Raw genomic sequence first — 22,870 nt, forward strand, 5'->3', positions numbered from 1 at the left:
ATGGACTCCTATCTCGCGCGCTTCCAGCCGGACGGCGACGGCTACCTCGTCACCTTCCCCGACATTCCGGAAGCGATCACGGGGGGCAGAACCCTGTCGGAGGCGCTGGCCAATGCCCAGGACGGACTCGAGGTGGCCCTGCTGACCTATGCCGGAGATGGCAGGCCGCTGCCCACGCCCTCTCCCCGTCCGGCCGAGGGGGGATCGTTCCGGCGCATTTCAGTCCCGGCGGCAATCGTCGCAAAGCTCGCCTTCATCGACGCCTTCCGCGCGTCGGGCATGACCCAGGTGGCGCTCGCCGCCAAGCTCGGCAAGGGCGAAACCGAAGTGCGGCGAATGCTCGACCCGTACCACAAGACCAAATTGCCCACGATCGAGGCCGGACTGCGCGCCCTGGGCAAACGCCTCGTCGTCAGGGTCGAAGAGGCCGCTTAGAACGGATCACCGATCCATGGCGGGAGCACTCCCGGCCTTTTTGTCTGCCGGCTCGCCGATGGCGGCGGACAGTTTGCGCAGGCGCGCATCGCGGCTTCCGTGCAGCTCGATAAGGCGCGGGCCATCTGCGAGCAGTCCCAGCGCGTCGTCGCGCAGGATCGATTTCAGCCGCTGGTCGACGTTCGCCCGCAGGCGCGGAAACTCGATCGCCGTCGCGATCTCGTCCGGCTGCGACAGCGGCAGGAACACCACCAGATCGAGCGCCGCCAGCGCCCGCTCGATCCGGCCGAGCAGCTTGCCGGTGGGCGACCAGTCGATGCCCTCGCCTTCCGCCACGACTTCGAGATAGGCGATCAGGTCGAGGGGACAGCGGTCGAAGATCACCCTGGGATCGCCGGCGCGGGCGAGGATCATGCCGACGCTCGCCTCGAGCTGCTCCTCGAGGTCCGGCAGCGACACGCCGTCGGCAAACACCACGCCCTGCTGCGCCAGTGCCCAATAGGGTTCCTGCTCGCGATCGTAGTCCCGGTGCGCGTCGGCGAAATCGTCGATCAGCGTGGTCTTGCCGCTGCCATGCGTGCCGGTCACCGCAAGGCGCATCTACTCCTCCGCCAGCGCGTCGAGCGCCGCATTGAGCGCGTCGAGGCGGTCCCTGCCGATGCGTCCGGCGTAGGCGTCCTCGATCGCGCGCTTGACCGCGTTTCCCTCCTCGATGAAGGCGATGCCGCGGGCCGTCAGCCGCACGATCCGGCCGCGCGCGTCCCTGGGATCGACGATACGCTCGACCGCCCCCTCCTCCACCAGTTCGTCGACGAATTGCTGCACCGCCTGCTTGCTGACGCCGAGCAGGCCGGCGAGCTCTGATTGCGGCCGGCCACCCGGCCGCAGATGGCCGATGACAGCCCCCCGCGCCTCGGCCACCCACGGGTAGCCGCGCCGCAGCATCTGGGCATCGAACTCTGCCTTCCACTGCCGCGCCAGGCGCCAGAGGCGCCAGCCGACATGGTCGATCAGCGTCGGAGGTTTTTCGTCAAGTCCCATTGACCAATCTCGGCAACCGATATAGTCAAGCTCCATTGACAATATGCATTCGCAAGGAAGAACACCATGCCCAAGATCGACAATTCACAGCCGGCCGGCTTCGACATTCCGGGCGTCCGGTTCACGCCCATCGCCTCGCCCAGCCGCGGGTCGAGCGAGACCGGCGTCTGGCGGGCCCGCGTCGAGCCGGGCCACGAGGGCGTGCGGCATCACATGACGCGCGAGGAGATCATCGTCGCCGTCGGCGGCGAAGGCTTCGTGCGCACCGAGCGCGGCAGCGAAGCGCTCAAACCGGGCGACGCCTACGCCGTTCCGGCCTTCACCGAGTTCGAGCTGGTGGCGGCGCCGGACGTCGCCTTCGAGGTGATGGTGGTGCTGCCGGTCGGCGGCCGCGCCGTGGTCGGGAGCGAGCCGCCCTTCGTTCCGCCGTGGAGCGCCTGAGCCGGTGGGCGGGTCTCAGGCCCGCCCGACGCCCATGCGGGCCAGCAGCCGGTCCTTGCGGATCAGCTGGTGGTAGAGCGCGGCGCCGACATGCAGCACCAGCAGCAGGAGCAGCAGCTTGCTCATGACGCCGTGCGCGAGGCGCGGCACCAGCTCGGAGAAGTCGGGCACCGGGCCGCCGGCGAGCAGCAGCGGCACCGCGCCCGACAGGATCAGCGTCACGATGCCGCTCGTCGCCATCAGCACCAGCAGCACATAGAGGCCCAGATGCGTCGCCTGCGCCGCCAGCACCTGCCAGCCCGGCTGGCCGGCGGGGGCGCCCGGGTGGCGGTCGAGGGCCAGCCACCAGACGATGCGCAGCAGCGTCAGGGCGAAGACGATGAGCCCCAGCGTGATATGGGCGAGGAGAATCCCCGCGCCCTGCCCGGCCGGCAGCGTCTCGGCCACCACGAAGCCGGCGATCCAGGCGAGGATCACCGCCAGCGCGCTGGTCCAGTGCAGCGCGATCGCCATGCTGCCGTACTGCGTCGATGTGCTCTTGAGGCTCATGCGGATGCTCCTTGCCCTGTCGGCCGATGCATGAGATGCATAGCACACTATGGATATCGATAGCAAGCTATGGATATGCGGCGCGATTCGCTTACCTCGATCGGCTACCTGACCAATCTCGCCGGACGCCTGCTGGTCCGAGCGCTGGAACGGCGGCTGGGCAGCGCGGCGGGGCCGATGCCGGTGTTCCTCGCCCTCGTCGACGGCAAGGCGCTGGCGCAGAAGGACCTGGCGCGGCTCGCCGCGGTCGAGCAGCCGACCATGGCCAACACGCTGGCGCGCATGGAGCGCGACGGCCTCGTGATCGGCGCGCCCGATCCGGCCGACCGGCGCAGCACGCTGCTGCGCCTCACGCGCATCGGCCAGCAGCGGGCCGAGAGCGCCCTCGCCGCCGCCGGTGCGGTCAACGTGCTGGCGCTGTCGGCGCTCGAGCCGGCCGAGCGCGCGACCTTCATCGACATGCTGCAACGGGTGATTGCCAGGCTCGAGGCCGACGGCTAATCCAGCCCGCAAGCGCGCTTCCGCTTCGGCCGCGCGACAAACAGCAGTGCATGGTGGATCGCCGGTTCCGGGAATCGGTGAACCGCTCTAGGAGAATCGACAAGGGCCGGCGCGCCGATGGCAAGCCGCTGTCTCAGATTCCCCCAGTATCAACATTAGTCACATGAGGCCCGGGTCCGGTTGGTGCAGAGACGACGACGAGCCGCTTCCGGCGGCGGCGTTGCGTGGTTAAAGCAACCTTAACGGCTTGGGGGAGAGTCTTTCGGCATGGTCGACTCAAACGTCGCGCGCATCCGTCCTGCGGATGAAAAGAGCTTTCGTCTCGCCCCGCACAACATCGAGGCCGAGCAGGCGCTGCTGGGCGCGATCCTGGTCAACAACGAAGCCTTCTACCGCGTCTCCGACTTCCTGCTGCCCGAGCATTTCTACGAGCCGGTGCATCGCGAGATCTACGAGGTCGCCGGCAAGATCGTGCGCGCCGGCAAGGCGGCGACCCCGATCACCGTCAAGACCTACCTGCCCGACCGCCTGGTGGCCGACGTCACCATGCAGCAATATCTGAGCCGCCTCGCGGCGGAAGCCACCACCGTCATCAACGCCAACGATTACGGGCAGACGGTCTACGACCTCGCCATCCGTAGAACGCTGATCCAGATCGGCGAGGAGATGGTGTCGACCGCCTACGACGCCGATGTCGAGATGACGGCGCCCAAGCAGATCGAGGAAGCCGAGAAGTCGCTGTTCGACCTCGCCGAGAAGGGCCGCTACGATGGCGGCTTCATGGGCTTCAACGAGGCGCTGACCGAAGCCATCAAGATGGCCGGCGAGGCCTACCAGCGCGACGGCCGCCTGTCGGGCATCGCCACCGGCCTCATCGACATGGACCGGCAGATGGGCGGACTGCAGAAATCCGACCTCGTGATCATCGCCGGCCGGCCGGGCATGGCCAAGACCTCGCTCGCCACCACCATCGGCTTTCACGTCGCCAGCCAGTGGCAGGGCGAGATCACGCCCGACGGCCACCGCAAGACCGTGAACGGCGGCCAGGTCGGCTTCTTCTCGCTCGAAATGAGCGCCGAGCAGCTGGCGACCCGTATCCTGTCGGCGCAGGCGGAAATCTCGTCCGCCGACATCCGCCGTGGCAACATCCACGAGAGCCAGTTCAGCCGCCTCGTCGACGTCTCCAACATGCTGGCGCAGGTGCCGCTCTACATCGACGACACCGGCGGCCTGTCGGTGGCGCAGCTCGCCGCCCGCGCCCGCCGCCTGAAGCGGCAGAAGGGGCTCGACCTCATCATCATCGACTACATCCAGCTGCTCTCCGGCTCGTCCAAGCGCGCCAGCGAGAACCGGGTGCAGGAAATCACCGAGATCACCACCACGCTCAAGGCGCTGGCCAAGGAGCTCGACGTGCCGATCATCGCGCTCAGCCAGCTCAGCCGCCAGGTCGAAAGCCGCGACGACAAGCGCCCGCAGCTCTCGGATCTGCGTGAATCGGGCTCGATCGAACAGGACGCCGACGTGGTGCTGTTCATCTATCGCGAGGAGTACTACCTCAAGAACAAGGAGCCGCGCGAAGGCACGCCGGAGCACATCACCTGGATAGGCGAGATGGAAAAGGTGCACGGCCGCGCCGAGATCATCATCGGCAAGCAGCGCCACGGCCCCACCGGCACGGTGCAGCTCAGCTTCGAGGGCCAGTACACGCGCTTCGGCAATCTCGCGCCCGACCAGTATCTGCCGGAAAGATACGAATGATGCCCGCCCCCGCCATCGTCACAGGATACGGCGCCCGGCTGACGGTCGATCTGGGGGCGCTGATCCGCAACTGGCAGGCGCTCGACAAGGTGTCGGGCGGGGCGCTCACCGGCGCCTGCGTCAAGGCCGACGGCTACGGCCTCGGCATCGTCGCCGCCAGCAAGGCGCTGTACGCCGCCGGCGCCCGCTTCTTCTTCGTCGCCACGCCCGACGAGGGCCTCGCGGTACGCGCGGCGCTGCCCGACAGCTACATCTTCGTGCTCAACGGCCTCTATCCCGGCGCCGCCCCGCTCTATGTCGGCGAGCGGCTGATGCCGGTGCTCAACTCGCTGCCGATGCTGGAGGAGTGGCTGGTCGCCTGCCTCGGCCGCAACGAGGCGCTGCCGGCGGCGCTGCATTTCGACACCGGCATGAACCGGCTCGGCTTCCGCCTCAGCGAAACCTCGGTGGTCAAGCGCATGTGCGACGAGGTCGGCTACGCCCCGCAGATGGTGATGAGCCACCTCGCCTGCGCCGACCAGCCGCTGCACGAAAAGAACCGCACGCAGCTGGCGCTGTTCACCTCGGTGATCGCGCAATTCCCCGGCATCCCGGCCTCGCTCGCCAACTCCGCAGCGACCATGACCAGCCGCGACATGCATTTCCAGATGGTCAGGCCCGGCATCGCGCTCTATGGCGGCCGCGCCGTCAACGGCCGGCGCAACCCGATGGTGCCGTCGGTGACGCTGGAGGCGCCGATCCTGATGATCCGCGACGGCAAGACCGGCGAATCCGTCGGCTACGGCGCCACCTACACCCTCACCCGCGACAGCCGCCTCGCCATCGTGGCGCTCGGCTATGGCGACGGGCTGCTGCGGTCGCTGAGCGCCAGCAACCAGCATGCCGGCGGCCGCGCCTTCGTGCGCGGGCACACCGTGCCGTTCATCGGCCGCGTCTCGATGGACATGTGCGCCATCGACATCACCGACCTCGGCGACGACATCCCGGTGCCCGGCGAGATGGTCGAACTCCTCGGGCCACACGTCTCGGTCGACGACCAGGCCGACCCCGCCGGCACCATCGGCTACGAGATCCTCACCGCGCTCAAGGGCCGTTATTCGCGCACCTACGTCGATTCGAGCGCGCAGCCGGCCGCGAGCTAGGCGGTCTCGGCCAGCAGCGTGTAGCGGCCCTGCCCGCGGTGGCTGTAAATGAGCGCCGCGCGCTCGATGCGGGTCCGGACCGGCGGCTCGAGCGCCGTCTCGGGCACCGGCGCGCGGTCGTAGAGCAGCGTCAGATGCGGCACCGCCAGCGGCCGGCCGCGCGGATCGAGGCCGCGCGCGATCATCGCCTCCGCCAGGCCGCACGACAGGGCGCAGACCGCCGCGCCGCCCTCGGTCGGCCGCAGCACCACCGCCCGCGGCCCCTGCCCGCGACCGAAGCTCACCATCTTTCCGAAGGCCAGATCGAACGGCGCCACGGCGAAATCGAGCGCCGCCGCCCGCGCCGTCTCGACCTCCTCCGGGTCGAGCGCATCGGCGAAGCCCACGCCGAGCAGCGACACATGCAGCCGCCGCGGCCCGAACACCGGCGCCCGCACCCCGAACTCGCGCCGCAGCCGCGCCGCCAGTCCCGGCATCGCCGCCGCCAGCTGCGGCCCCAGCATCAACGCAAAAAACACCACATCCCGCTCCCGCGGCTGCGGCCGCGCGAACATCGACAACTGCGCCATCGGGTCCTCCCGGGACAAAGGCTAGCCCGAGGCAGGGGGATCGTTCAAGAACAAAACATGAACTTTCTTAGGTGGAGCGCACGTGTTCCCGACACCTCTGTCCCCCACGTCACCGCCAATTTCCCCTTCCCCCACAAGCCCCTGCAACAAATCCACCGTCCGCCAATCCACCACCCTCCAGCCCGGGTGTACTCTCCACCGCATCCCCTCGCGATTGCGAGATCATGACGAGTGATTTGCGGGGGGAGATCGGTGTGGGTGGGGTGTCGACTCCATCCGGGCCGGTTCTGCCGGGAACCATGGGTGAGCCAATCCTGCACCCAGGGTCCGGGGATTGCCCCGAGGGTGTTGCCATCCGAGGAGCTTGGAGCTGTGGGGCCAACTCGGCAAGACCCCGCATCTCGACGCGGTCCCTGCGCGCCGCAGTCAAGAGGCTGGTCGAAGGCAGGACCTGGTCATAAACCCCGGTCGCGTGGCGAGGCTCCGGTCTCACTACACGCCGTCTACCGGCTCCGGGAGCGGGGCCTCGCCATGCCGCATACAGCATGCGGCGCCGACTGCCGCCGCAACCGGGCCACCGGAGGCGCGCGCTCGCCTTGTTCACTTTTCGTTCTTTACTGGCTGCTAGCCTTCCCGTACAAGAGCTGCGTCGTTTCCGGAGCCAGCATGGCCAAAGCCAAGAGCGCCTATGTCTGCCAGTCCTGCGGCACCGCGCATGTGCGCTGGCAGGGCCGCTGCGAGGGCTGCGGCGAGTGGAATTCGGTGGTCGAGGAACTGGTCGATTCGGGCGTCGGCGCCGGCCCGAAGATGGCGACCGCCGGCGGCCGGCCGGTGGCGCTGGTGCCGCTCTCAGGCGAAACCGAAACCGCCGCCCGGGTCACCACCGGGCTCGGCGAGCTCGACCGGGTCACCGGCGGCGGCTTCGTCATGGGCTCGGCGGTGCTGGTGGGCGGCGATCCGGGCATCGGCAAATCGACGCTGCTGCTGCAGGCCGCGGCGGCCCTCGCCAACCAGGGCAAGCGCGTCGTCTACGTCTCGGGCGAGGAGGCGGTGGCGCAGGTGCGGCTCAGGGCGCAGCGGCTCGGCCTGGGCGAGGCCAATGTCCAGCTCGCGGCCGAAACCAATGTCGAGATCATCCTCGCCACGCTGCAGGCCGGCGCGGCGCCCGACCTTGTGATCATCGATTCCATCCAGACGCTGTGGACCGACCGGGTCGACAGCGCCCCTGGCACCGTCACCCAGGTGCGCACCTCGGCGCAGGCGCTCACCCGCTTCGCCAAGAAGTCGGGCGCGGCGATCGTGCTGGTCGGCCACGTCACCAAGGATGGCCAGATCGCCGGCCCCCGCGTGGTCGAGCACATGGTCGACGCGGTGCTGTATTTCGAGGGCGATTCCAGCCACACCTTCCGCATCCTGCGCGGCGTCAAGAATCGCTATGGCGCGACCGACGAGATCGGCGTGTTCGAGATGACGACGCTGGGCCTCAGCGAAGTCGCCAACCCCTCGGCGCTGTTCCTCGACCAGCGCGACACCGACGCGGCCGGCTCCGCCGTGTTCGCCGGCATGGAAGGCACCCGCCCGGTGCTGTGCGAGATCCAGGCGCTGGTCGCCCCCTCGCCGCTCGGCACGCCGCGCCGCGCCGTGGTCGGCTGGGATTCGTCGCGCCTCAGCATGGTGCTGGCGGTGCTCGAGACCCGTTGCGGCGTGCGCATCGGCGCCAACGACATCTACCTCAACGTCGCCGGCGGGCTGAAGGTCAACGAGCCGGCGGCCGACCTCGCGGTCGCGGCGGCGCTGATCTCCTCGCTCACCAATTCGCCGCTGCCGCCCGAGACCGTGTTCTTCGGCGAAATCTCGCTGGCCGGCGGCGTCCGCCCGGTGGTGCACGCCGCGCTGCGCCTGCGCGAGGCGCAGAAGCTCGGCTTCAAATCGGCCGTCACCGGCAAGCTCGGCGCCGGCGACGGCGGCGGCTTCCGGGTCAGCGAATATTCCGAGCTGGCGGAGCTGATCGGCAAAATCGCCGCCCGGGGCAGGCAATCGGCAACGGGCAGCGGGCAGCCGGATTAGCCAGGATGAATCGACTGCCGTCCTTGCGGCTTTCCGTGCACATCGGCGGCCTCCCTGCTTCGCCGCCTTGGCACAGCCCATATTAGCGGCTAAACGGGGCGCCAAAGGGCTCAAGGAACGGATCGAGCATGGTTTTCACTGGTGTCGACGTCGGCGTCGCCGTCCTCGTTCTGATTTCGGCGATCCTGGCGACAGCGCGCGGCTTTACCCGCGAAATCCTGTCGCTGGCGACTTGGGCGGGAGCTGCCGCCATCGCCGCCTACATGTATTTCTACCACAAGGACCTGGCCGAAAAGTACATCGACAACCCGCTGGTCGCGACCGGGGTCACGGTGGTCGGCACCTTCCTCGTGGCGCTGATCGTGCTCCATCTGCTCACCATGTGGATCGGCGACATGGTGGTCGACAGCCGCATCGGGCCGCTCGACCGCACCCTCGGCTTCCTGTTCGGCGCCGCGCGCGGCGTGCTGATCTGCATCGTCGCGGCGGTGTTCGCCAATTTCCTCCTGGCGCCGAAGCTGCCCGACATGGTGGCCAACGCCAAATCCTATCCGCCGCTGCTCAGCGCCGGCGACTGGCTGATCACGCTGCTGCCCGACGACATCGAGAAGCAGTTCACCGACTTCCTGCAGAAGCGCAACCAGAACCCCAACGACACCGGGCCGAACGACACCACCACCAACGACGACACCGACAATGGCGACAGCACGCAGCCGCCGGCGGACGTGTCGTCCAGCGAAGCGGCTCCCGCCGCGTGATGGACAAACGGGCCGAACCTCCCGACCTCTACGGCGACACGCTGCGCGAGGAGTGCGGCGTGTTCGGCATTCTGGGCCACCCCGAAGCCGCCACCCTCACCGCGCTCGGCCTGCACGCGCTGCAGCATCGCGGCCAGGAAGCGGCGGGCATCGTCTCGTTCGACGGCCGGCAGTTCCACTCCGAGCGCCAGCTCGGCCTCGTCGGCGACCATTTCACCGACCCGGCGGTGGTGCGCCGCCTGCCCGGCAACATGGCCATGGGCCATGTGCGCTACTCCACCACCGGCGAGACCATCCTGCGGAACGTGCAGCCGCTGTTCGCCGAGCTCGACGTGGGCGGCATCGCCATCGGCCACAACGGCAATTTCACCAACGGCCTGACGCTGCGGCGCGAGCTCATCGCCGGCGGCGCCATCTGCCAGTCGACCTCCGACACCGAAGTGGTGCTGCACCTCATCGCGCGCAGCCGCCGGAAGGGGTCGGGCGAGCGCTTCGTCGACGCCCTCAGCCATCTCGAGGGCGCCTATTCCATGGTCGCCATGACGCGCACCAAGCTGATCGGCGCGCGCGACCCCAACGGCATCCGGCCGCTGGTTCTGGGCGACCTCGACGGCCACCCGATCTTTGCCTCGGAGACCTGCGCGCTCGACATCATCGGCGCCAAATTCGTGCGCGACGTGAAGAACGGCGAAGTCGTCATCGCCGAGATCCAGCCCGACGGCAGCATCAGCATCGATTCGCTGATGCCGCAGGCGCCGCGGCGCGAGCGCCTCTGCCTGTTCGAATACGTGTATTTCGCTCGGCCGGATTCGGTGGTGGGCGGCCGTTCGGTCTACACCGCGCGCAAGCAGATGGGCATGCACCTGGCGCACGAGGCGCCGGTCGACGCCGATGTGGTCGTCCCGGTGCCCGACGGCGGCACGCCGGCGGCCATCGGCTTTGCCCAGGCAAGCGGCATCCCCTACGAGCTCGGCATCATCCGCAACCACTATGTCGGCCGCACCTTCATCGAGCCGACGCAGCAGATCCGCGCCTTCGGCGTCAAGCTCAAGCATTCGGCCAACCGCGCCGAGATCGACGGCAAGCGCGTGGTGCTGGTCGACGATTCCATCGTGCGCGGCACCACCTCGGTCAAGATCGTGCAGATGATGCGCGAGGCCGGGGCGCGCGAGGTGCACATCCGCGTCGCCTCGCCGATGATCTACCACCCCGACTATTACGGCATCGACACGCCCGACCGCGCCAACCTGCTGGCCAATCAGTACGGCTCGCTCGAGGAGATGTGCCGCTTCATCGGCGCCGACTCGCTCAAATTCCTGTCGATCGACGGGCTCTACCGCGCCGTCGGCGGCGAGCCGCGCAACGCTGCCGCGCCGCAGTTCACCGACCATTATTTCACCGGCGACTATCCGACGACGCTCACCGACCTCACCGGGCGCGGCAAGTCCGACCCCAAGACGATCTCGCTGATGCGTGAGGCAAGTTAATCACCATGCCCGAGCTTGACGGAAAGGTGGTGCTCGTCACCGGGGCGAGCCGCGGGCTCGGCTATCAGGCGGCGCTGGAAGCGGCGCGGCGCGGCGCCCATGTCATCGCCCTCGCCCGCACCGTGGGCGGCCTCGAAGACCTCGACGACGACATCAAGAAGCTTGGCGGGTCGGCCACGCTGGTGCCGCTCGACCTGCGCGATTTCGAAGCGCTCGACCGGCTGGGCCTCTCCATCTTCCAACGCTGGGGCCGGCTCGACGGGCTGGTCGGCAACGCCGCGGCGCTGGGGGTGATCACCCCCCTCGCCCACCTCGACCCCAAGGATTTCGAGCAGACCTTCGGGCTCAACGTCACCGCCAACTACCGGCTGATCCGTTCGCTCGATGCGCTGCTGCGGCAGGCCGAAGCCGGCCGCGCGGTGTTCCTGTCGACTAGCGTCGTCTACGGCGTGCGGCCGTTCTGGGGGCTCTACGCCGCCACCAAGGCGGCGCTCGAGGTGATGGTGCGCTCCTATGCCGACGAGCTCGGCGTCAGCCGGGCCAAGGCCAACATGTTCGATCCGGGGCGGCTGCGTACGCAGATGCGGGCCAAGTCGCATCCGGGCGAAGATCCCGAGACGCTGCCGCATCCGTCCGTCGCCGCCCCGGCGCTGATCGACATGATCGTGCCCGCCTACGCCGGCAACGGCCAGCGCTTCGACTTCCTCAGCAAGCAGACCACGCCGCTGTAGCGGTCGCCGCTACATCTTCACCAGGTCGACCCGGCGATTCTGGGCGCGGCCGCGCGAATCGTCATTGTCGGCGATCGGCTTGTCCGGGCCGTTGCCCACGGCGCTGAGCCGGTCGGCCGCGATGCCGGCCCCTTCGAGCGCCGCCACCACCGTCTCGGCGCGCTGCTGCGATAGCGTCACGTTGTAGTCGTGGCCGCCGATATTGTCGGTATTGCCGTCGACCTCGAGCTTGAGGCCGGCGTCGTTTTTCAGCAGCGCCACCACCTGCGCGATGATGGGAGCGGCATCCGGCCTCAGCGTCGCCTTGTCGAAATCGAAATTGATGTAGAGCGACACGACGCCCTTGTCGGCGAGCGCAGCGGCGAGGGCGTCTGCCTTGGGCGGCTTGATCGATGCCTCGAACGGCTTTTCCTCGACCGTGCTAACGTCGATCTCGGTTTCCTGGCTGTAGACCTTGACCCAGATGTCCTGCCCGTCCTTGTCGAGGCGGGCGACGGTGTGGTTGCCGTCGGCAAAGAGGATTTCCGCCCCGAGGGCCTGCAGCGCGGCGCGATAGTTGGACTGGATTTCGAGGTCGCTGCTGACCGGGCCACCGTCCTTGGGCGTGTAGACGATCTGATAGAGGCCCCCCTGCACGTTGACGTCCTTGGTGTCGTCGCCGTCCTGGACGGTGAAGCTGTCCTGGTCGAACTTCTTCTTGTTGACGTTGTCGGCGACATAGCCCGGCATGTGGCCGAGCAACGGGTAGTCCTTGCCCGACGATGCGGTGAGCGTCGGCTTGAACGCCTGCTTTTCGACGACGGTGACGTCGATCTCCGTTTCCTGGCTGTAGATCGCGATCCAGGTCTCGGCGCCGCCCTTGTCGAGTTTGGCGACGGTGTGATTGTCGTCGCTGAACAGCGTCTCGGCCCCCAGCCCGTCGAGCTGGCTGCGGTAATTGTCCTGGATTTCGAGATCACTGCTGGCATCGCCGGTCGGCGTGTAGCTCTGCGTACAGGACCGGCCCGCGACGTTGACGGTTTCGGTGTCGTCGCCCTTCTTCACGGTGAAATCGACGCCCGCATAGGCGCGCTGCGTGGGCGCATCGCCGGCGGCGTAGCCCGGCAAGCTGCCGACCGGTGGGCAATCCGCATTTTCGGCCGCCTGGGCCGGTGTGAGCGCCGCGGCGGCCAGCAGGGCCAACGTTCCCCAGCGCAAAGTCTTCAAGCTTACTGATATCGACAACCGACGCATGCTGTATCCTCCTGCCACTGCCCCTGAGACCTGTGGATCGCGTGCTGAATTGTGCCGGTGCGCGCTCGGGCGAAAACGAAGCAAATCGGCTTGAGGCGCGCAAGAAAAAACCGCCGGCGACGCACCGGCCGTTGCCGCTCAGCCGAGCCTCGCCACCAGCACCTTGTCGATGCGGCGGCCGTCGAGGTCGAGCACCTCGAATTTCCAGGCGCCGCGCTCGAAGCTCTCGCCCACATTGGGCAGATGATTGAGCTCGGCCAGCACGTAGCCGGCCACCGTCTCGTAGGGCGGGTCCTTGGGGATCGGCACGCCGATCTTGTCGGCGAACTCGTCGACCGGCATCCAGCCCGACACCAGATACGAGCCGTCGTCGCGCTGGGTGAAGGCGTGCTCCTCGCCCTCCTCGTCCTGGAAGCTGCCGGTGATGGCACCGAGGATGTCGCCCTCGGTGACGATGCCCTCGAAATGCCCGTACTCGTCGAACACCAGCGCCAGGTGCACCACTGAGGCGCGGATGGCGGCCAGCACAGAGAGGGCGTCGGCGCGGTCGAGCACCACCGGGGCCGGCTTCACCAGCGCCCGCACGTCGAGGGCAGCGCCGGAGGCAAAGATGTCGATCAGGTCCTTGCGCACGAGGACGCCGATGATCTTGTCGATCTCACCCTCGTGTACGGGCAGCACCGAATGGTGGGAGACGCGCAGAGTGTGCTCTGTCTCCTGGGGCGGGTCGGAGAGGTCGATCACCTCGACGTCCAGCCGTGGGGTCATGAGACCCCGCGCCGAACGGTCGGCGAGGCGCATGACGCCCGAGATCATCGCCTTTTCTTCGCTCTCCAGCACGCCCTGGCTCTCGGCCTCGGCGATGATGGTCTTGACCTCCTCGTCGGTGACGCGATCCTCGCTCTCGCCGGTCTGGCGCAGCAGCGCCATGACCAGCCGGCTCGACACGTCGAGCAGCCAGACCAGCGGCGCCGCCACGGTGGCGATGAACTGCATGGTCGGCGCCACCCGCGCCGCCAGCCGTTCGGCGTCGCGCAGCGCCAATTGCTTGGGCACCAGCTCGCCCAGGATCAACGAGACGTAGGTGATGGCGACCACCACCGAGCCGACGCCCAGCGTCGAGGCCGCCGCTGCCGGCAGCCCCTGCGCCGCCAGCCACGCGGTGAAGCGATCGCCCAGTGTCGCGCCGGAAAAGGCGCCCGACAGCACGCCGATGAGGCTGATCCCCACCTGTGCCGACGACAGGAACTTGCCGGGGTCTTCGGCGAGCTTCAGCGCCACCGCCGCACCCCTGTTGCCCTCGGCCGCCATGACCTTGAGCCGGGCCGGCCGCGACGACACCACGGCGAGCTCGGACATCGACAGCAGGCCGTTGCACAGGACCAGCACCAGGACGATGAGTAGTTCGACGATCATTTCGCGATGCTAGCGACTATTGCTCTTTGGCATAAGGGTTCTTGCCCGAGCGCAGCCACAGGCGGATGGGGGTGCCGGGCATGTCGAAGCTCTCGCGCATCGAATTCATCAGATAGCGCAGATAGGAGGTCGGCATCGCATCCGAGCGCGAGGCGAAAATGATGAAGCTCGGCGGCCGCATCTTGGCCTGCGTCATGTAGCGCAGCTTGAGCCGCCGGCCCGATACCGCCGGCGGCGGGTGGCGCTCGACCGCGGCGCCCAGCCAGCGGTTGAGCTTGGCAGTCGAAATGTGCGTGTTCCAGGCCTGCTCGATCTTGAAGATCGCCGCCATCAGCCGGTCGATGTTGCGGCCCATGAGGCCGCTGATGGTGACCAGCGGGATGCCGCGCACCTGCGGCAGCAATTCGTCGCACTGGGCGCGCAGGCGCTCGAGGGCGGCCGCCTTGTCATCGATCAGATCCCATTTGTTGACGGCGATCACCATCGCCCGGCCCTCGCGATAGACGAGGTCGGCCAGCGCCAGATCCTGCTTTTCGAACGGCATGGTGGCGTCGAGCAGCAGCACCACCACTTCGGCGTACTGAATCGAGCGCAGGGAATCGGTTACCGCCAGTTTCTCGAGCTTGGTCTCAACCCGCGATTTGCGCCGGATGCCGGCGGTGTCGACGAGGTTGATGGTCCGGCCCTCCCACTCCCACGGCACCATGATGGAGTCGCGGGTGATGCCGGCCTCCGGCCCGGTCAGCAGCCGCTCCTCGCCGATCATGGTGTTGATCAGCGTCGACTTGCCGGCGTTGGGACGGCCGACGATGGCGATGTTGAGGTAGCGGTGCGGGTTCCAGCGCAGCGCCGGCCCTTCCTCGGTCGAGCCATCGTCCTCGGGCAGCTCGATGTCGACTTCGGGCAGGAACTCGTCCTCGCGCTTGGGCGGCTCCTTGGCGTCGACCGCCTTGGCGATGATGGCGTGCAGATCCGCCAGCCCCTGGCCGTGTTCGGCCGACAGCGCCACCGGCTCGCCGAAGCCGAGCGCGTAGGCCTCCATCAGCCCGGCATCGGCGGCCCTGCCCTCCGCCTTGTTGGCGATCAGGTGGACCTCCTTGCCGGATTTGCGCAGCACCTGCGCGAAGCGCTCGTCGAGCGGCGTTACTCCGGCACGCGCGTCGATCATGAACAGGACGATATCGGCGTCGCGGATCGCCGCCTCGGTGCCCTGCCGCATGCGGTCCTCGAGCGAGCCGTCGAAGCGGTCCTCGTAGCCGGCGGTGTCGAGAATGCGGAATTTGAGGTCGCCGATCCGCCCCTCGGCCTCGCGCCGGTCGCGGGTCACGCCCGGCGTGTCGTCGACGAGCGCGATCTTCCGGCCGACCAGCCGGTTGAACAGCGTCGATTTGCCGACATTGGGCCGGCCGACAATGGCGACGAGCGCGCTCATGACGTGGTCCTGCCGCGCGTCAGGGCGCGGAGGACGAAGCGATGGGGGTCGACGACGCCGCGGCGGGTTCGGACGACGCCGGCGCCCCAGACGAGGGGGCGGCCTCGGACGACGGCGCTGCCGACGCATCCGGCGCAGCCATGGACAGCAGCGAATTGTCGACCACCACCGGCGGCGTCACGTCGAGCTCGGTGCTCGCATCGACGGCCGTCGAGGACGCCGCCGACGACGGTTCCACAGACGGCGCGGCCGAAGCAGACGATACCTCTGCAGGCGGCGCGGACGGGGTGGTGGTATCGGCCGGCGGCGCGATCGGCTTGGCGCCCTCGGCCTGCAATTGCAGCATGTAAATCTGCACGCGGCTCTGGCTGTCGCGCGACGAGCTCGGATCGTCGAGGATGGCCTGGAAGCTCTTCATCGCGTCGTCGAGCTTGCCGGCCTTGTACTGCACCAGCCCCATGACCTCGCGGGCGGCATTGCGCATCGGCGAGGCCGGCGTCAGCGAGCCACCGACGCGCTGCTCCACCGCGGCGACGTCGCCCTTGTCGATCAGCAGGCTGCCCGCCAGCACCAGCGCCAGCTCGCGCAGATGCGTGTTGGCGACGGTCGAGCCGAGCGCGTCATAGGCGGCCACGGCCTCGTCGGTCTTGCCCTGAGCCGCCAGCAGCGACGCCTCGCGGAACTGCGCCAGCATCGGATAGCCGCCCGAGCCCTGGGCGATGACGCCGTCGAGCGCCGTCTTGGCGGCGGCGAAATCGGTGCCGTCGGCAAGCTGCACGGCGGCGTAGAACTGGTCGGAGGATTTGGCGGCCTGGTTCTTGGTGAACCACATCCAGCCCTCGTACCCCGCCACGCCCAGCACCACGGCCACCGCGCCGCCGATCACCCAGGGGCCGAACTGCCGCCAGAAATTGCGCATGCGGTCGCGCCGCAGCTCCTCGTCGACTTCGCGGATCAGAACGTCGTTGGACATGAAAACCTGTGGACGGCGGGTCAAAAGCGCGCGCAACATAGTGTCCGGCCGGGGGGATTGCAAATGCGGCAAACACAGTCGCCCCAGCTCGCATATGCCCGTTAACTGCTCGGAAAGCGGGCGTTGCGACACTGGCGTTATTTGGAGTTTTCGGTGTTTGCCATGTTCAAGTCTGTCGTCGTGGCCGCGCTCGTCTTTGGCCTGTCCTCTCCCGCTTTTGCCGCCGGCCCCTCATTGTTCGACGATCTTTTCGGCGATGGCGGCAGCCAGGTGACCATCGGCAGGACGCACGTCCGGCCATTTGCGGCACCAGCCAGCAAGACATCGGCCGGCCGGCTGTCGATCACCATCGACATCAGCACGCAGGAAATGACGGTCGCCGACGGCTGGCACACTCTCTACAGCTTCGACGTTTCGACCGGCCGCAAGGGCCACGCCACCCCAACCGGCAAGTTCCACCCGGTGCGCATGCACGAGATGTGGTATTCGTCGAAATACGAGAACGCACCGATGCCGTATTCGATCTTCTTTCATGGCGGCTACGCCATCCACGGCACCACCGACGTCAAGCATCTGGGCCAGGTCGCCTCGCATGGCTGCGTACGGCTGCATCCCGACAACGCCAGGGCGCTCTACGCGCTGGTCAAGCAATACGGCATGCAGAACACCGACGTGATCCTGCGCGGCTGAGTTCCGATAAAGGCAGCGTGAAGCGGGCTGGCCGGCGCTCGTGCGCCAGCGTATGAGTGGCCCGCCTGAGCCGGGGAAGCATCGTTGCGCCGCCGAGAGTTCGTTCTTGCCGCCTGCTGCGCCGTGTGCGCCGGAGCCGCCCGCGCCGGCAATCTGGTCGAGCCGCACATGCATTTCGTGCCGCCGGCCGGCCGCCGGCAGGTGGCGCTGACGCTCGACGCCTGCATGGGCGAAACCGACATGCGGATCCTCGGCCCACTGCTCGAGGAGCGCGTCAAGGCGACCATCTTCGCCACCCGCCGCTGGATCGACAACAACGCAGCGGCGGTCGAGCTCATTAAGGCGCATGCCGACCTGCTGCAAGTGCAGAACCATGGGGCGCAGCACCTGCCGGCCGTGATCGGCACGGAAAAGGTCTACGGCATTGCGCCAGCCGGCACTGCCGACGCCGTGTTCGCCGAAGTGCTCGGGGGCGAGCAGGCGGTGGCAACCGCCTTCGGCGCCGCGCCGGGCTGGTACCGCGACGCCACCGCTCTCTACAGCCGCGACGCCATCGAGCTGATCGGCACGATGGGGCAGCGCATCGCCGGCTTCTCGCTCAACGGCGATATCGGCGCCAGCGTCTCCGGCGAGGTGGCCAAGGCGCGCATCGGCGCGGCCAAGAGCGGCGACGTGATCATCTCGCACATCAACCAGCCGAAGCGTCCGGCCGGTGCCGGAGTCATCGAGGGCATCCTGGTGCTCGCGGCGCAAGGCTTCGACTTCGTGCATCTCGACGACGTCGACATCGTCGCGCTTTAGTGCAGCCGGTCCTCGAGCGTTTCGAGCCAGGCCTCGACGTCCTCGAGCGTTGCCGAGAACTCGTAGCCCTGCTCACCGAATACGATCTTGCCGGTCGCCGCGTCGCGTACCTTGTAGCCGCCGCGCTCGACGATCTTGGGCGTCAGCTTCTGCGGCTTCAGCAGATCGTAATTGTGCCGCCCCAGCAGCCGCTTGGTGATCCGCTCCTGCGACACCAGATGGTTCTTGCGCGAACTCATGCCGATCCTGTCCCGCTGTCCCGAGTTCGGTAGCGGATTTTCCCCGCCCCGGAAAGCTGCGCACTTCCCTGTTGCAAACATCAACCTTTCTCTCCTAAATAATGTTGTAACTGCAACATAGGAACGCTGCTATGATATTGGAGTGGGAATTGCGCGCCGGCATCGTGGAGGCGTGCCGCAGGATGAATTCCCTCGGCATCAACCAGGGCACCTCGGGCAACATCTCGGCGCGCTGGCGCGACGGGCTGCTGATCTCGCCGTCGGGCGTCGACTATGCCGAGATGACGCCGGGCCAGGTGGTGTTCATCGACTATGACGGCAACTACGAGGGCGAGCTGCGGCCGTCGTCCGAATGGCGCTTCCACGCGCGCATCATGGCGATGAAGCCGGAGGTGGGCTCGGTGGTGCACACGCACGCCACCTACTGCACCACGCTCGCCATCCGCGGCATGGCGATCCCGGCCGTGCACTACATGGTGGCGGTCGCCGGCGGCACCGACATTCCCTGCGTGCCCTACACCACGTTCGGCACGGTGGAACTGGCGAACATGGTGGTCGAGGCCCTCGCCAACCGCACCGCGTGCCTGCTCGGCAATCACGGGATGATCGCCACCGGCGTCGATCTCAAGAAGGCGCTGTGGCTCGCCGTCGAGGTCGAGACGCTGGCGCGGCAGTATTTCAACTCGCTGCTGATCGGCGGGCCCAACCTGCTCAGCACCGAGCAGATCGACGCCACCAAGCAGCGCTTCGAGACCTATGGGCAGGCGAAAGCCTGACCGCCCCCGGCTTGCCGCCCGGCCGCGAACGCCCTCCCGGTTCGCGGCCGGACGGCCCTTGTCGGAGCCGCGCGAAACCGCCTATGCCGGACACGATGAAGCTCAGGAAGCGCGACCGCCAGCAGAAGATCCTCGACGAGTTCCGGCTGTCGCCGAGCGTGCGGCTGGGCGACCTCGCCGAGCATTACGCCGTCACCAAGGAGACCATCCGCCGCGACATCGACGAGCTCAGCGCGCAGGGCCTGCTGGCCCGCACCTATGGCGGCGCCTCGCTGCTCAACCGCGAGCCCGGCCTCAACGAGCGGACGCGGGTCAATCCCGAGGGCCGCCGCCGCATGGCGGCGCTCGCCGCCGATCTCATCGCCGACAGCGCCATCGTCATGATCGACACCGGCTCGACCATGATCCATGTGTGCGAGCGGCTGGCGCTTCTGGTGCCGAACACCGGCAGCATCGCGCTGACGGCGATCACCAACAGTCTGGGCAACGCCACGATCCTGGGCGCCAACCCCTCGATCCGCGTCATCCTCTGCCCCGGCACCTATGACGAGCGCGAGAACGCCGCGTTCGGCCCGCAGACCGTCGAGTTCATCGCGCGCTTCAAGGTCGACGCGGTGCTGATGAGCGCCGGCGGCCTCGATGGCGACATCGTCTCGGACGCCAATTCCGAAGCGGTGGCGGTCAAGCGCGCCATGCTGCGCCAGGCCGGCCGCACCATCCTGCTGATGGAAAGGCGCAAGTTCAACCACCCGCAATTCGAGCAGGTCTGCACCCTGTCCGAGATTTCCGACCTCGTGACAGACTCGCCGGTTATCGCAGGTTCGTTCGCCGCAGCCCCGGCCACGGTCACGGTCCATATCGCAGGGGCCGCCTCCGACTGATTGTTGCATCTGCAACATTTCATGTTAATGCTACAACACCAGAGCGAACGGACGAGTCCCATGGACAGCATCGAGCAACTGCTTGCCGGCACCTATCGCGACCCCGACACCGGCCAGCCCGTGCAGATCGGCACGCGCGCGCTCGTCATCCAGCCGAGCCTTGCCCGCAGCGAGGCGGACCTGGTCGGCGCGCTCGGGCTCGGCCGCAGGCTGGCGGTGGTCAGCGACGTCAACACCCATCCGGTGCTCGGCCAGCGCGTCGAGCGGGCGCTGGGCGGCCGCTTCAGCGTGAGCAGCGTCGTGCTGCCGGACGGCGTCCATCCCGACGACACGACAGTCGCCAAGGTGCGGGCCGCGACGGCGACGGCCGACGCGCTGGTGGCGGTCGGCTCCGGCACCATCAACGATCTCTGCAAATTCGGCAGCGCGCAGGATGGCAAGCCCTACGTGGTGTTCGCCACGGCGCCGTCGATGAACGGCTACACGTCGTTCAACGCCGCCATCACCATGCACGGCCACAAGATGTCGCTGCCGGCGCAGGTGCCGCTCGGGGCGTTCTTCGATCTCGAGGTGCTGGCGGCGGCGCCGCCGCGGCTCATCCGTGCCGGCCTCGGCGACAGCCTCTGCCGCGCCACGGCGCAGGCCGACTGGCTGCTGGCGCACCTGCTGTGGGGCAACCCTTATCGCACCCTGCCCTTCGACCTCTTGAAGGACGACGAAAGCCCGCTGTTCGAGCAGGCGGCGGCGCTGATGCAGGGCGACAAGGACGCCATCGGCCGGCTGGTGCGCGTGCTCATCCTCGCAGGGCTCGGCACGGCCATCGTCGGCCACAGCCAGCCGGCCAGCCAGGGCGAGCATCTCATCAGCCACTATATCGACATGTTCGCGCCGGCCTCGCGACCGCTGATCTATCATGGCGAGCAGGTGGCGGTGACCACCCTGTCGATGGCCCGGCTGCAGGAGGCGATGCTGGCGCAGCCGCCCTCGGTCGTCCCCGACAGCGCGACGGAAGCCGAGTTCCGGGCGCGCTATGGCGACGAGATCGGCGCGTCGTGCTGGGCCGAGTTCAGCCAGAAGCGGCTCGATGCGGCGAAAGCCGAGGCGCTGCAACACACCATCGCGACCCGGTGGAACGACATCGCGGACCAGGTTGGCAAGGTCATGGTGCCATCCGCGCGGCTGCACGAGGTCATGGCGGCGACCGGCGCCGGGCTGACGCCGGAGGCGATCCATCTCAGCCGGGAGTTCTACGAGCAGGCGCTGCTGCGCTGCCGCGAGATCCGCAACCGCTATACCTTCCTCGACCTGGCCGCCAGTTCCGGCGCGCTTGGGCCGCTCATTGCGAAGCTGTGACGGAGCTGCCGACCTCGATGCGTCCCCTCGCCGAGCTTTCCGCCGCCACCGCCGGCAACGTCGTCGCCGTCCTCACCGACATCGACGACACGCTGACCGAGCATGGTCGGCTGCCATCCATCGCCTACGCGGCGCTCGAAGCGCTGCATGAAAGCGGGCTGGTGGTGATCCCGGTGACCGGCCGGCCCGCCGGCTGGTGCGATCTGATCGCACGGCAATGGCCCGTCGACGCCGTCGTCGGCGAGAACGGCGCCTTCTGGTTCCGCTATCACGACAGCGAGCGGCGGATGGAACGGCATTTCATGCGCGCCGCCGCCGCGCGCGAGGACGACCGCGCCCGCCTGTGGCGCATCGCCGAAGCCGTGCTGCACGACGTGCCGGGCACCGCCATCGCCGCCGACCAGAGCTATCGCGCCGTCGACGTGGCGATCGACTTCGCCGAGGACGTGGGGCCGCTGCCGCCTGAGGCCGCGGCGCGCATCGTCGACATATTCGAGGCCGAGGGCGCCACCGCCAAAGTCTCGTCCATCCACGTCAACGCCTGGTACGGCACGCATGACAAGCTGACGACGAGCCTTGCCCTGCTGCGCGAGCTGTTCGGCATCGACGGCGAGGCCCAGCGCGAGCGTATCGTCTTTGCCGGCGACAGCCCGAACGACGCGCCGATGTTCGGGTTCTTTCCCAATTCGGTCGGCGTCGCCAATGTCCGCAATTTCGCGTCGAGCCTCAAGACTCTGCCCGGCTTCGTGACGCCGTCGCCGACAGCGCGCGGCTTCGCCGAGCTCGCGGCGCAGCTGCAAACGGCGCGGGCCAACCGATGATCCCTGCCAACTGAGCGGAGCTTGCCATGGACTTCATTTTCATGCTGACGCGCGGCGACAAGACCGTGGAGGACGCGCTCGACGTGCTGGAGCAGATCGCGCCGCTCGGCCTCGGCCATATCGGCTTCAAGGATGTGGGGGTGGCGCCGGCGGTGCTGCACGAGCTCACCCGCCGCATCCGCGCGCAGGGCGCCATTTCCTACATGGAGGTGGTTTCCGAAACGCCCGAGGCGTGCCTCAACTCGGCGCGCATCGGCCGCGAGATCGGCATCGACCGGCTGCTGGGCGGCACCGACGTTGCGGACGTGCAGGCGATCCTCGCCGGCGCGCACACGCAATACTACCCCTTCCCCGGGTTCCCCTCCGGCCACCCGACGACGCTCGCGGGCACGCCGGAGGATGTGGCCCGGCATTGCGCGGAGTTCCGTGCCGCGGGCTGCGCGGGCGCCGACCTTCTCGCCTATCGCGCCACAGAGTCCGACCCGCTGGATCTCGTCCGGGCGGCGCGCCGGGGCCTGGGCGACGGCTATCTGGTCGTCGCCGGCTCGATCGCCTCGGCCGAGCGCATCCGCGCCGTGGCCGAGGCCGGCGCCGACGCCTTCACCATCGGCACCGCCGTGTTCGACGGCTCCTACAATCAGCGCAAGGGCTCACAGCTGTCGCAGCTCAGCGAGGTCATCGCCGACTGCCGCGCGGTGGAGCGCGCGACGGCGTAGGCCGACCTACAGTGCACTTGGCCCCCACCCCCGTCCCCTCCCCGCAAGGGGGAGGGGGGC

At 68.2% G+C, this 22,870-nt stretch carries 25 protein-coding genes; 16 read left to right on the plus strand and 9 right to left on the minus strand.

Annotated features, from left to right (window positions below):
- Positions 1-435 carry a type II toxin-antitoxin system HicB family antitoxin gene (locus BGO82_RS11265; RefSeq protein ID WP_291305646.1) on the plus strand — a complete coding sequence of 145 codons (435 nt, stop codon included), beginning with the start codon at positions 1-3 and terminating at the stop codon, positions 433-435.
- Positions 436-441: 6 nt separating this feature from the next.
- On the opposite strand, the gene BGO82_RS11270 is transcribed toward BGO82_RS11265, so the two are convergent.
- On the minus strand, positions 442-1,035 hold the full coding sequence (locus BGO82_RS11270; RefSeq protein ID WP_291305647.1) for an AAA family ATPase: 594 nt from the start codon (positions 1,033-1,035) through the stop codon (positions 442-444).
- Positions 1,036-1,476 (minus strand): MarR family transcriptional regulator, encoded by a 441-nt coding sequence (locus BGO82_RS11275; RefSeq protein WP_291305648.1) that lies wholly within the window; start codon positions 1,474-1,476, stop codon positions 1,036-1,038.
- Positions 1,477-1,542: 66 nt separating this feature from the next.
- On the opposite strand from BGO82_RS11275, the gene BGO82_RS11280 reads away from it, so the two are divergent.
- Entirely contained in the window at positions 1,543-1,917 is a 375-nt protein-coding gene (locus tag BGO82_RS11280) for a hypothetical protein (RefSeq protein ID WP_291305649.1), read from the plus strand.
- 15 nt (positions 1,918-1,932) lie between these two features.
- Here BGO82_RS11280 and BGO82_RS11285 read toward each other — a convergent pair whose 3' ends face one another.
- A complete protein-coding gene (locus tag BGO82_RS11285; RefSeq protein ID WP_291305650.1) occupies positions 1,933-2,466 on the minus strand; it encodes a cytochrome b/b6 domain-containing protein in 534 nt (177 codons plus the stop codon).
- Between the two features lie 75 nt (positions 2,467-2,541).
- Here BGO82_RS11285 and BGO82_RS11290 point away from each other — a divergent pair, with 75 nt between their 5' ends.
- The 3 genes from BGO82_RS11290 (at position 2,542) to alr (ending at position 5,867) form a co-directional block, all read left to right on the plus strand.
- The gene (locus BGO82_RS11290) at positions 2,542-2,967 is read left to right on the plus strand and encodes a MarR family transcriptional regulator (RefSeq protein ID WP_291305651.1); all 426 of its coding nucleotides are present in this window, start codon (positions 2,542-2,544) and stop codon (positions 2,965-2,967) included.
- Between the two features lie 267 nt (positions 2,968-3,234).
- Positions 3,235-4,725, plus strand: coding sequence for a replicative DNA helicase (locus BGO82_RS11295; RefSeq protein WP_291305652.1), 1,491 nt, complete (start codon positions 3,235-3,237; stop codon positions 4,723-4,725).
- Positions 4,722-5,867 carry an alanine racemase gene (gene alr, locus BGO82_RS11300; RefSeq protein WP_291305653.1) on the plus strand — a complete coding sequence of 382 codons (1,146 nt, stop codon included), beginning with the start codon at positions 4,722-4,724 and terminating at the stop codon, positions 5,865-5,867. Before BGO82_RS11295 ends, alr begins: the two co-directional genes overlap by 4 nt.
- On the opposite strand, the gene BGO82_RS11305 is transcribed toward alr, so the two are convergent.
- A complete protein-coding gene (locus BGO82_RS11305; RefSeq protein WP_291305654.1) occupies positions 5,864-6,436 on the minus strand; it encodes a 2'-5' RNA ligase family protein in 573 nt (190 codons plus the stop codon). The genes alr and BGO82_RS11305 overlap by 4 nt on opposite strands.
- 666 nt (positions 6,437-7,102) lie before the next feature.
- Between BGO82_RS11305 and radA the strand changes: the two genes are divergently transcribed.
- From radA to BGO82_RS11325, 4 genes are all read left to right on the plus strand, one after another.
- Positions 7,103-8,503 (plus strand): DNA repair protein RadA, encoded by a 1,401-nt coding sequence (gene radA, locus BGO82_RS11310; RefSeq protein WP_291305655.1) that lies wholly within the window; start codon positions 7,103-7,105, stop codon positions 8,501-8,503.
- 128 nt (positions 8,504-8,631) lie between these two features.
- Positions 8,632-9,261, plus strand: a complete 630-nt coding sequence (locus BGO82_RS11315) for a CvpA family protein (RefSeq protein WP_291305656.1) — start codon at positions 8,632-8,634, stop codon at positions 9,259-9,261.
- A complete protein-coding gene (gene purF / locus BGO82_RS11320) occupies positions 9,261-10,748 on the plus strand; it encodes an amidophosphoribosyltransferase (RefSeq protein WP_291305657.1) in 1,488 nt (495 codons plus the stop codon). The genes BGO82_RS11315 and purF overlap by 1 nt, the downstream gene beginning before the upstream one ends.
- Before the next feature lie 5 nt (positions 10,749-10,753).
- Positions 10,754-11,479 (plus strand): SDR family NAD(P)-dependent oxidoreductase, encoded by a 726-nt coding sequence (locus BGO82_RS11325; RefSeq protein ID WP_291305658.1) that lies wholly within the window; start codon positions 10,754-10,756, stop codon positions 11,477-11,479.
- A gap of 9 nt (positions 11,480-11,488) precedes the next feature.
- Here BGO82_RS11325 and BGO82_RS11330 read toward each other — a convergent pair whose 3' ends face one another.
- From BGO82_RS11330 to BGO82_RS11345, 4 genes are all read right to left on the minus strand, one after another.
- A complete protein-coding gene (locus tag BGO82_RS11330; RefSeq protein ID WP_291305659.1) occupies positions 11,489-12,586 on the minus strand; it encodes an OmpA family protein in 1,098 nt (365 codons plus the stop codon).
- Positions 12,587-12,850: 264 nt separating this feature from the next.
- Positions 12,851-14,128, minus strand: coding sequence for a hemolysin family protein (locus BGO82_RS11335; RefSeq protein ID WP_291305660.1), 1,278 nt, complete (start codon positions 14,126-14,128; stop codon positions 12,851-12,853).
- A 16-nt stretch (positions 14,129-14,144) separates the two neighbouring features.
- A complete protein-coding gene (gene der, locus BGO82_RS11340; protein ID WP_291305661.1) occupies positions 14,145-15,560 on the minus strand; it encodes a ribosome biogenesis GTPase Der in 1,416 nt (471 codons plus the stop codon).
- A 19-nt stretch (positions 15,561-15,579) separates the two neighbouring features.
- Positions 15,580-16,533, minus strand: coding sequence for a tetratricopeptide repeat protein (locus BGO82_RS11345; RefSeq protein ID WP_291305662.1), 954 nt, complete (start codon positions 16,531-16,533; stop codon positions 15,580-15,582).
- 162 nt (positions 16,534-16,695) lie between these two features.
- On the opposite strand from BGO82_RS11345, the gene BGO82_RS11350 reads away from it, so the two are divergent.
- The gene (locus tag BGO82_RS11350) at positions 16,696-17,223 is read left to right on the plus strand and encodes a L,D-transpeptidase (RefSeq protein ID WP_291305663.1); all 528 of its coding nucleotides are present in this window, start codon (positions 16,696-16,698) and stop codon (positions 17,221-17,223) included.
- An 84-nt stretch (positions 17,224-17,307) separates the two neighbouring features.
- Positions 17,308-18,024 carry a polysaccharide deacetylase family protein gene (locus BGO82_RS11355; protein ID WP_291305664.1) on the plus strand — a complete coding sequence of 239 codons (717 nt, stop codon included), beginning with the start codon at positions 17,308-17,310 and terminating at the stop codon, positions 18,022-18,024.
- On the opposite strand, the gene BGO82_RS11360 is transcribed toward BGO82_RS11355, so the two are convergent.
- Entirely contained in the window at positions 18,021-18,263 is a 243-nt protein-coding gene (locus BGO82_RS11360; RefSeq protein ID WP_291305665.1) for a hypothetical protein, read from the minus strand. The genes BGO82_RS11355 and BGO82_RS11360 overlap by 4 nt on opposite strands.
- Before the next feature lie 131 nt (positions 18,264-18,394).
- Between BGO82_RS11360 and BGO82_RS11365 the strand changes: the two genes are divergently transcribed.
- The 5 genes from BGO82_RS11365 (at position 18,395) to BGO82_RS11385 (ending at position 22,810) form a co-directional block, all read left to right on the plus strand.
- Positions 18,395-19,039: a class II aldolase/adducin family protein gene (locus BGO82_RS11365; RefSeq protein WP_291305666.1), complete on the plus strand. Its 645-nt coding sequence runs from the start codon at positions 18,395-18,397 to the stop codon at positions 19,037-19,039.
- An 83-nt stretch (positions 19,040-19,122) separates the two neighbouring features.
- A complete protein-coding gene (locus BGO82_RS11370; RefSeq protein ID WP_291305667.1) occupies positions 19,123-19,920 on the plus strand; it encodes a DeoR/GlpR family DNA-binding transcription regulator in 798 nt (265 codons plus the stop codon).
- 60 nt (positions 19,921-19,980) lie between these two features.
- Positions 19,981-21,273 (plus strand): sn-glycerol-1-phosphate dehydrogenase, encoded by a 1,293-nt coding sequence (locus BGO82_RS11375; protein ID WP_291305668.1) that lies wholly within the window; start codon positions 19,981-19,983, stop codon positions 21,271-21,273.
- A gap of 17 nt (positions 21,274-21,290) precedes the next feature.
- On the plus strand, positions 21,291-22,094 hold the full coding sequence (locus BGO82_RS11380; protein ID WP_291305669.1) for an HAD-IIB family hydrolase: 804 nt from the start codon (positions 21,291-21,293) through the stop codon (positions 22,092-22,094).
- Between the two features lie 26 nt (positions 22,095-22,120).
- Positions 22,121-22,810 (plus strand): 4-hydroxythreonine-4-phosphate dehydrogenase, encoded by a 690-nt coding sequence (locus tag BGO82_RS11385; RefSeq protein WP_291305670.1) that lies wholly within the window; start codon positions 22,121-22,123, stop codon positions 22,808-22,810.
- Positions 22,811-22,870 lie beyond the last annotated feature (60 nt).

The organism is Devosia sp. 67-54, assembly GCF_001899075.1.
Taxonomy (GTDB): Bacteria; Pseudomonadota; Alphaproteobacteria; order Rhizobiales; family Devosiaceae; genus Devosia_A.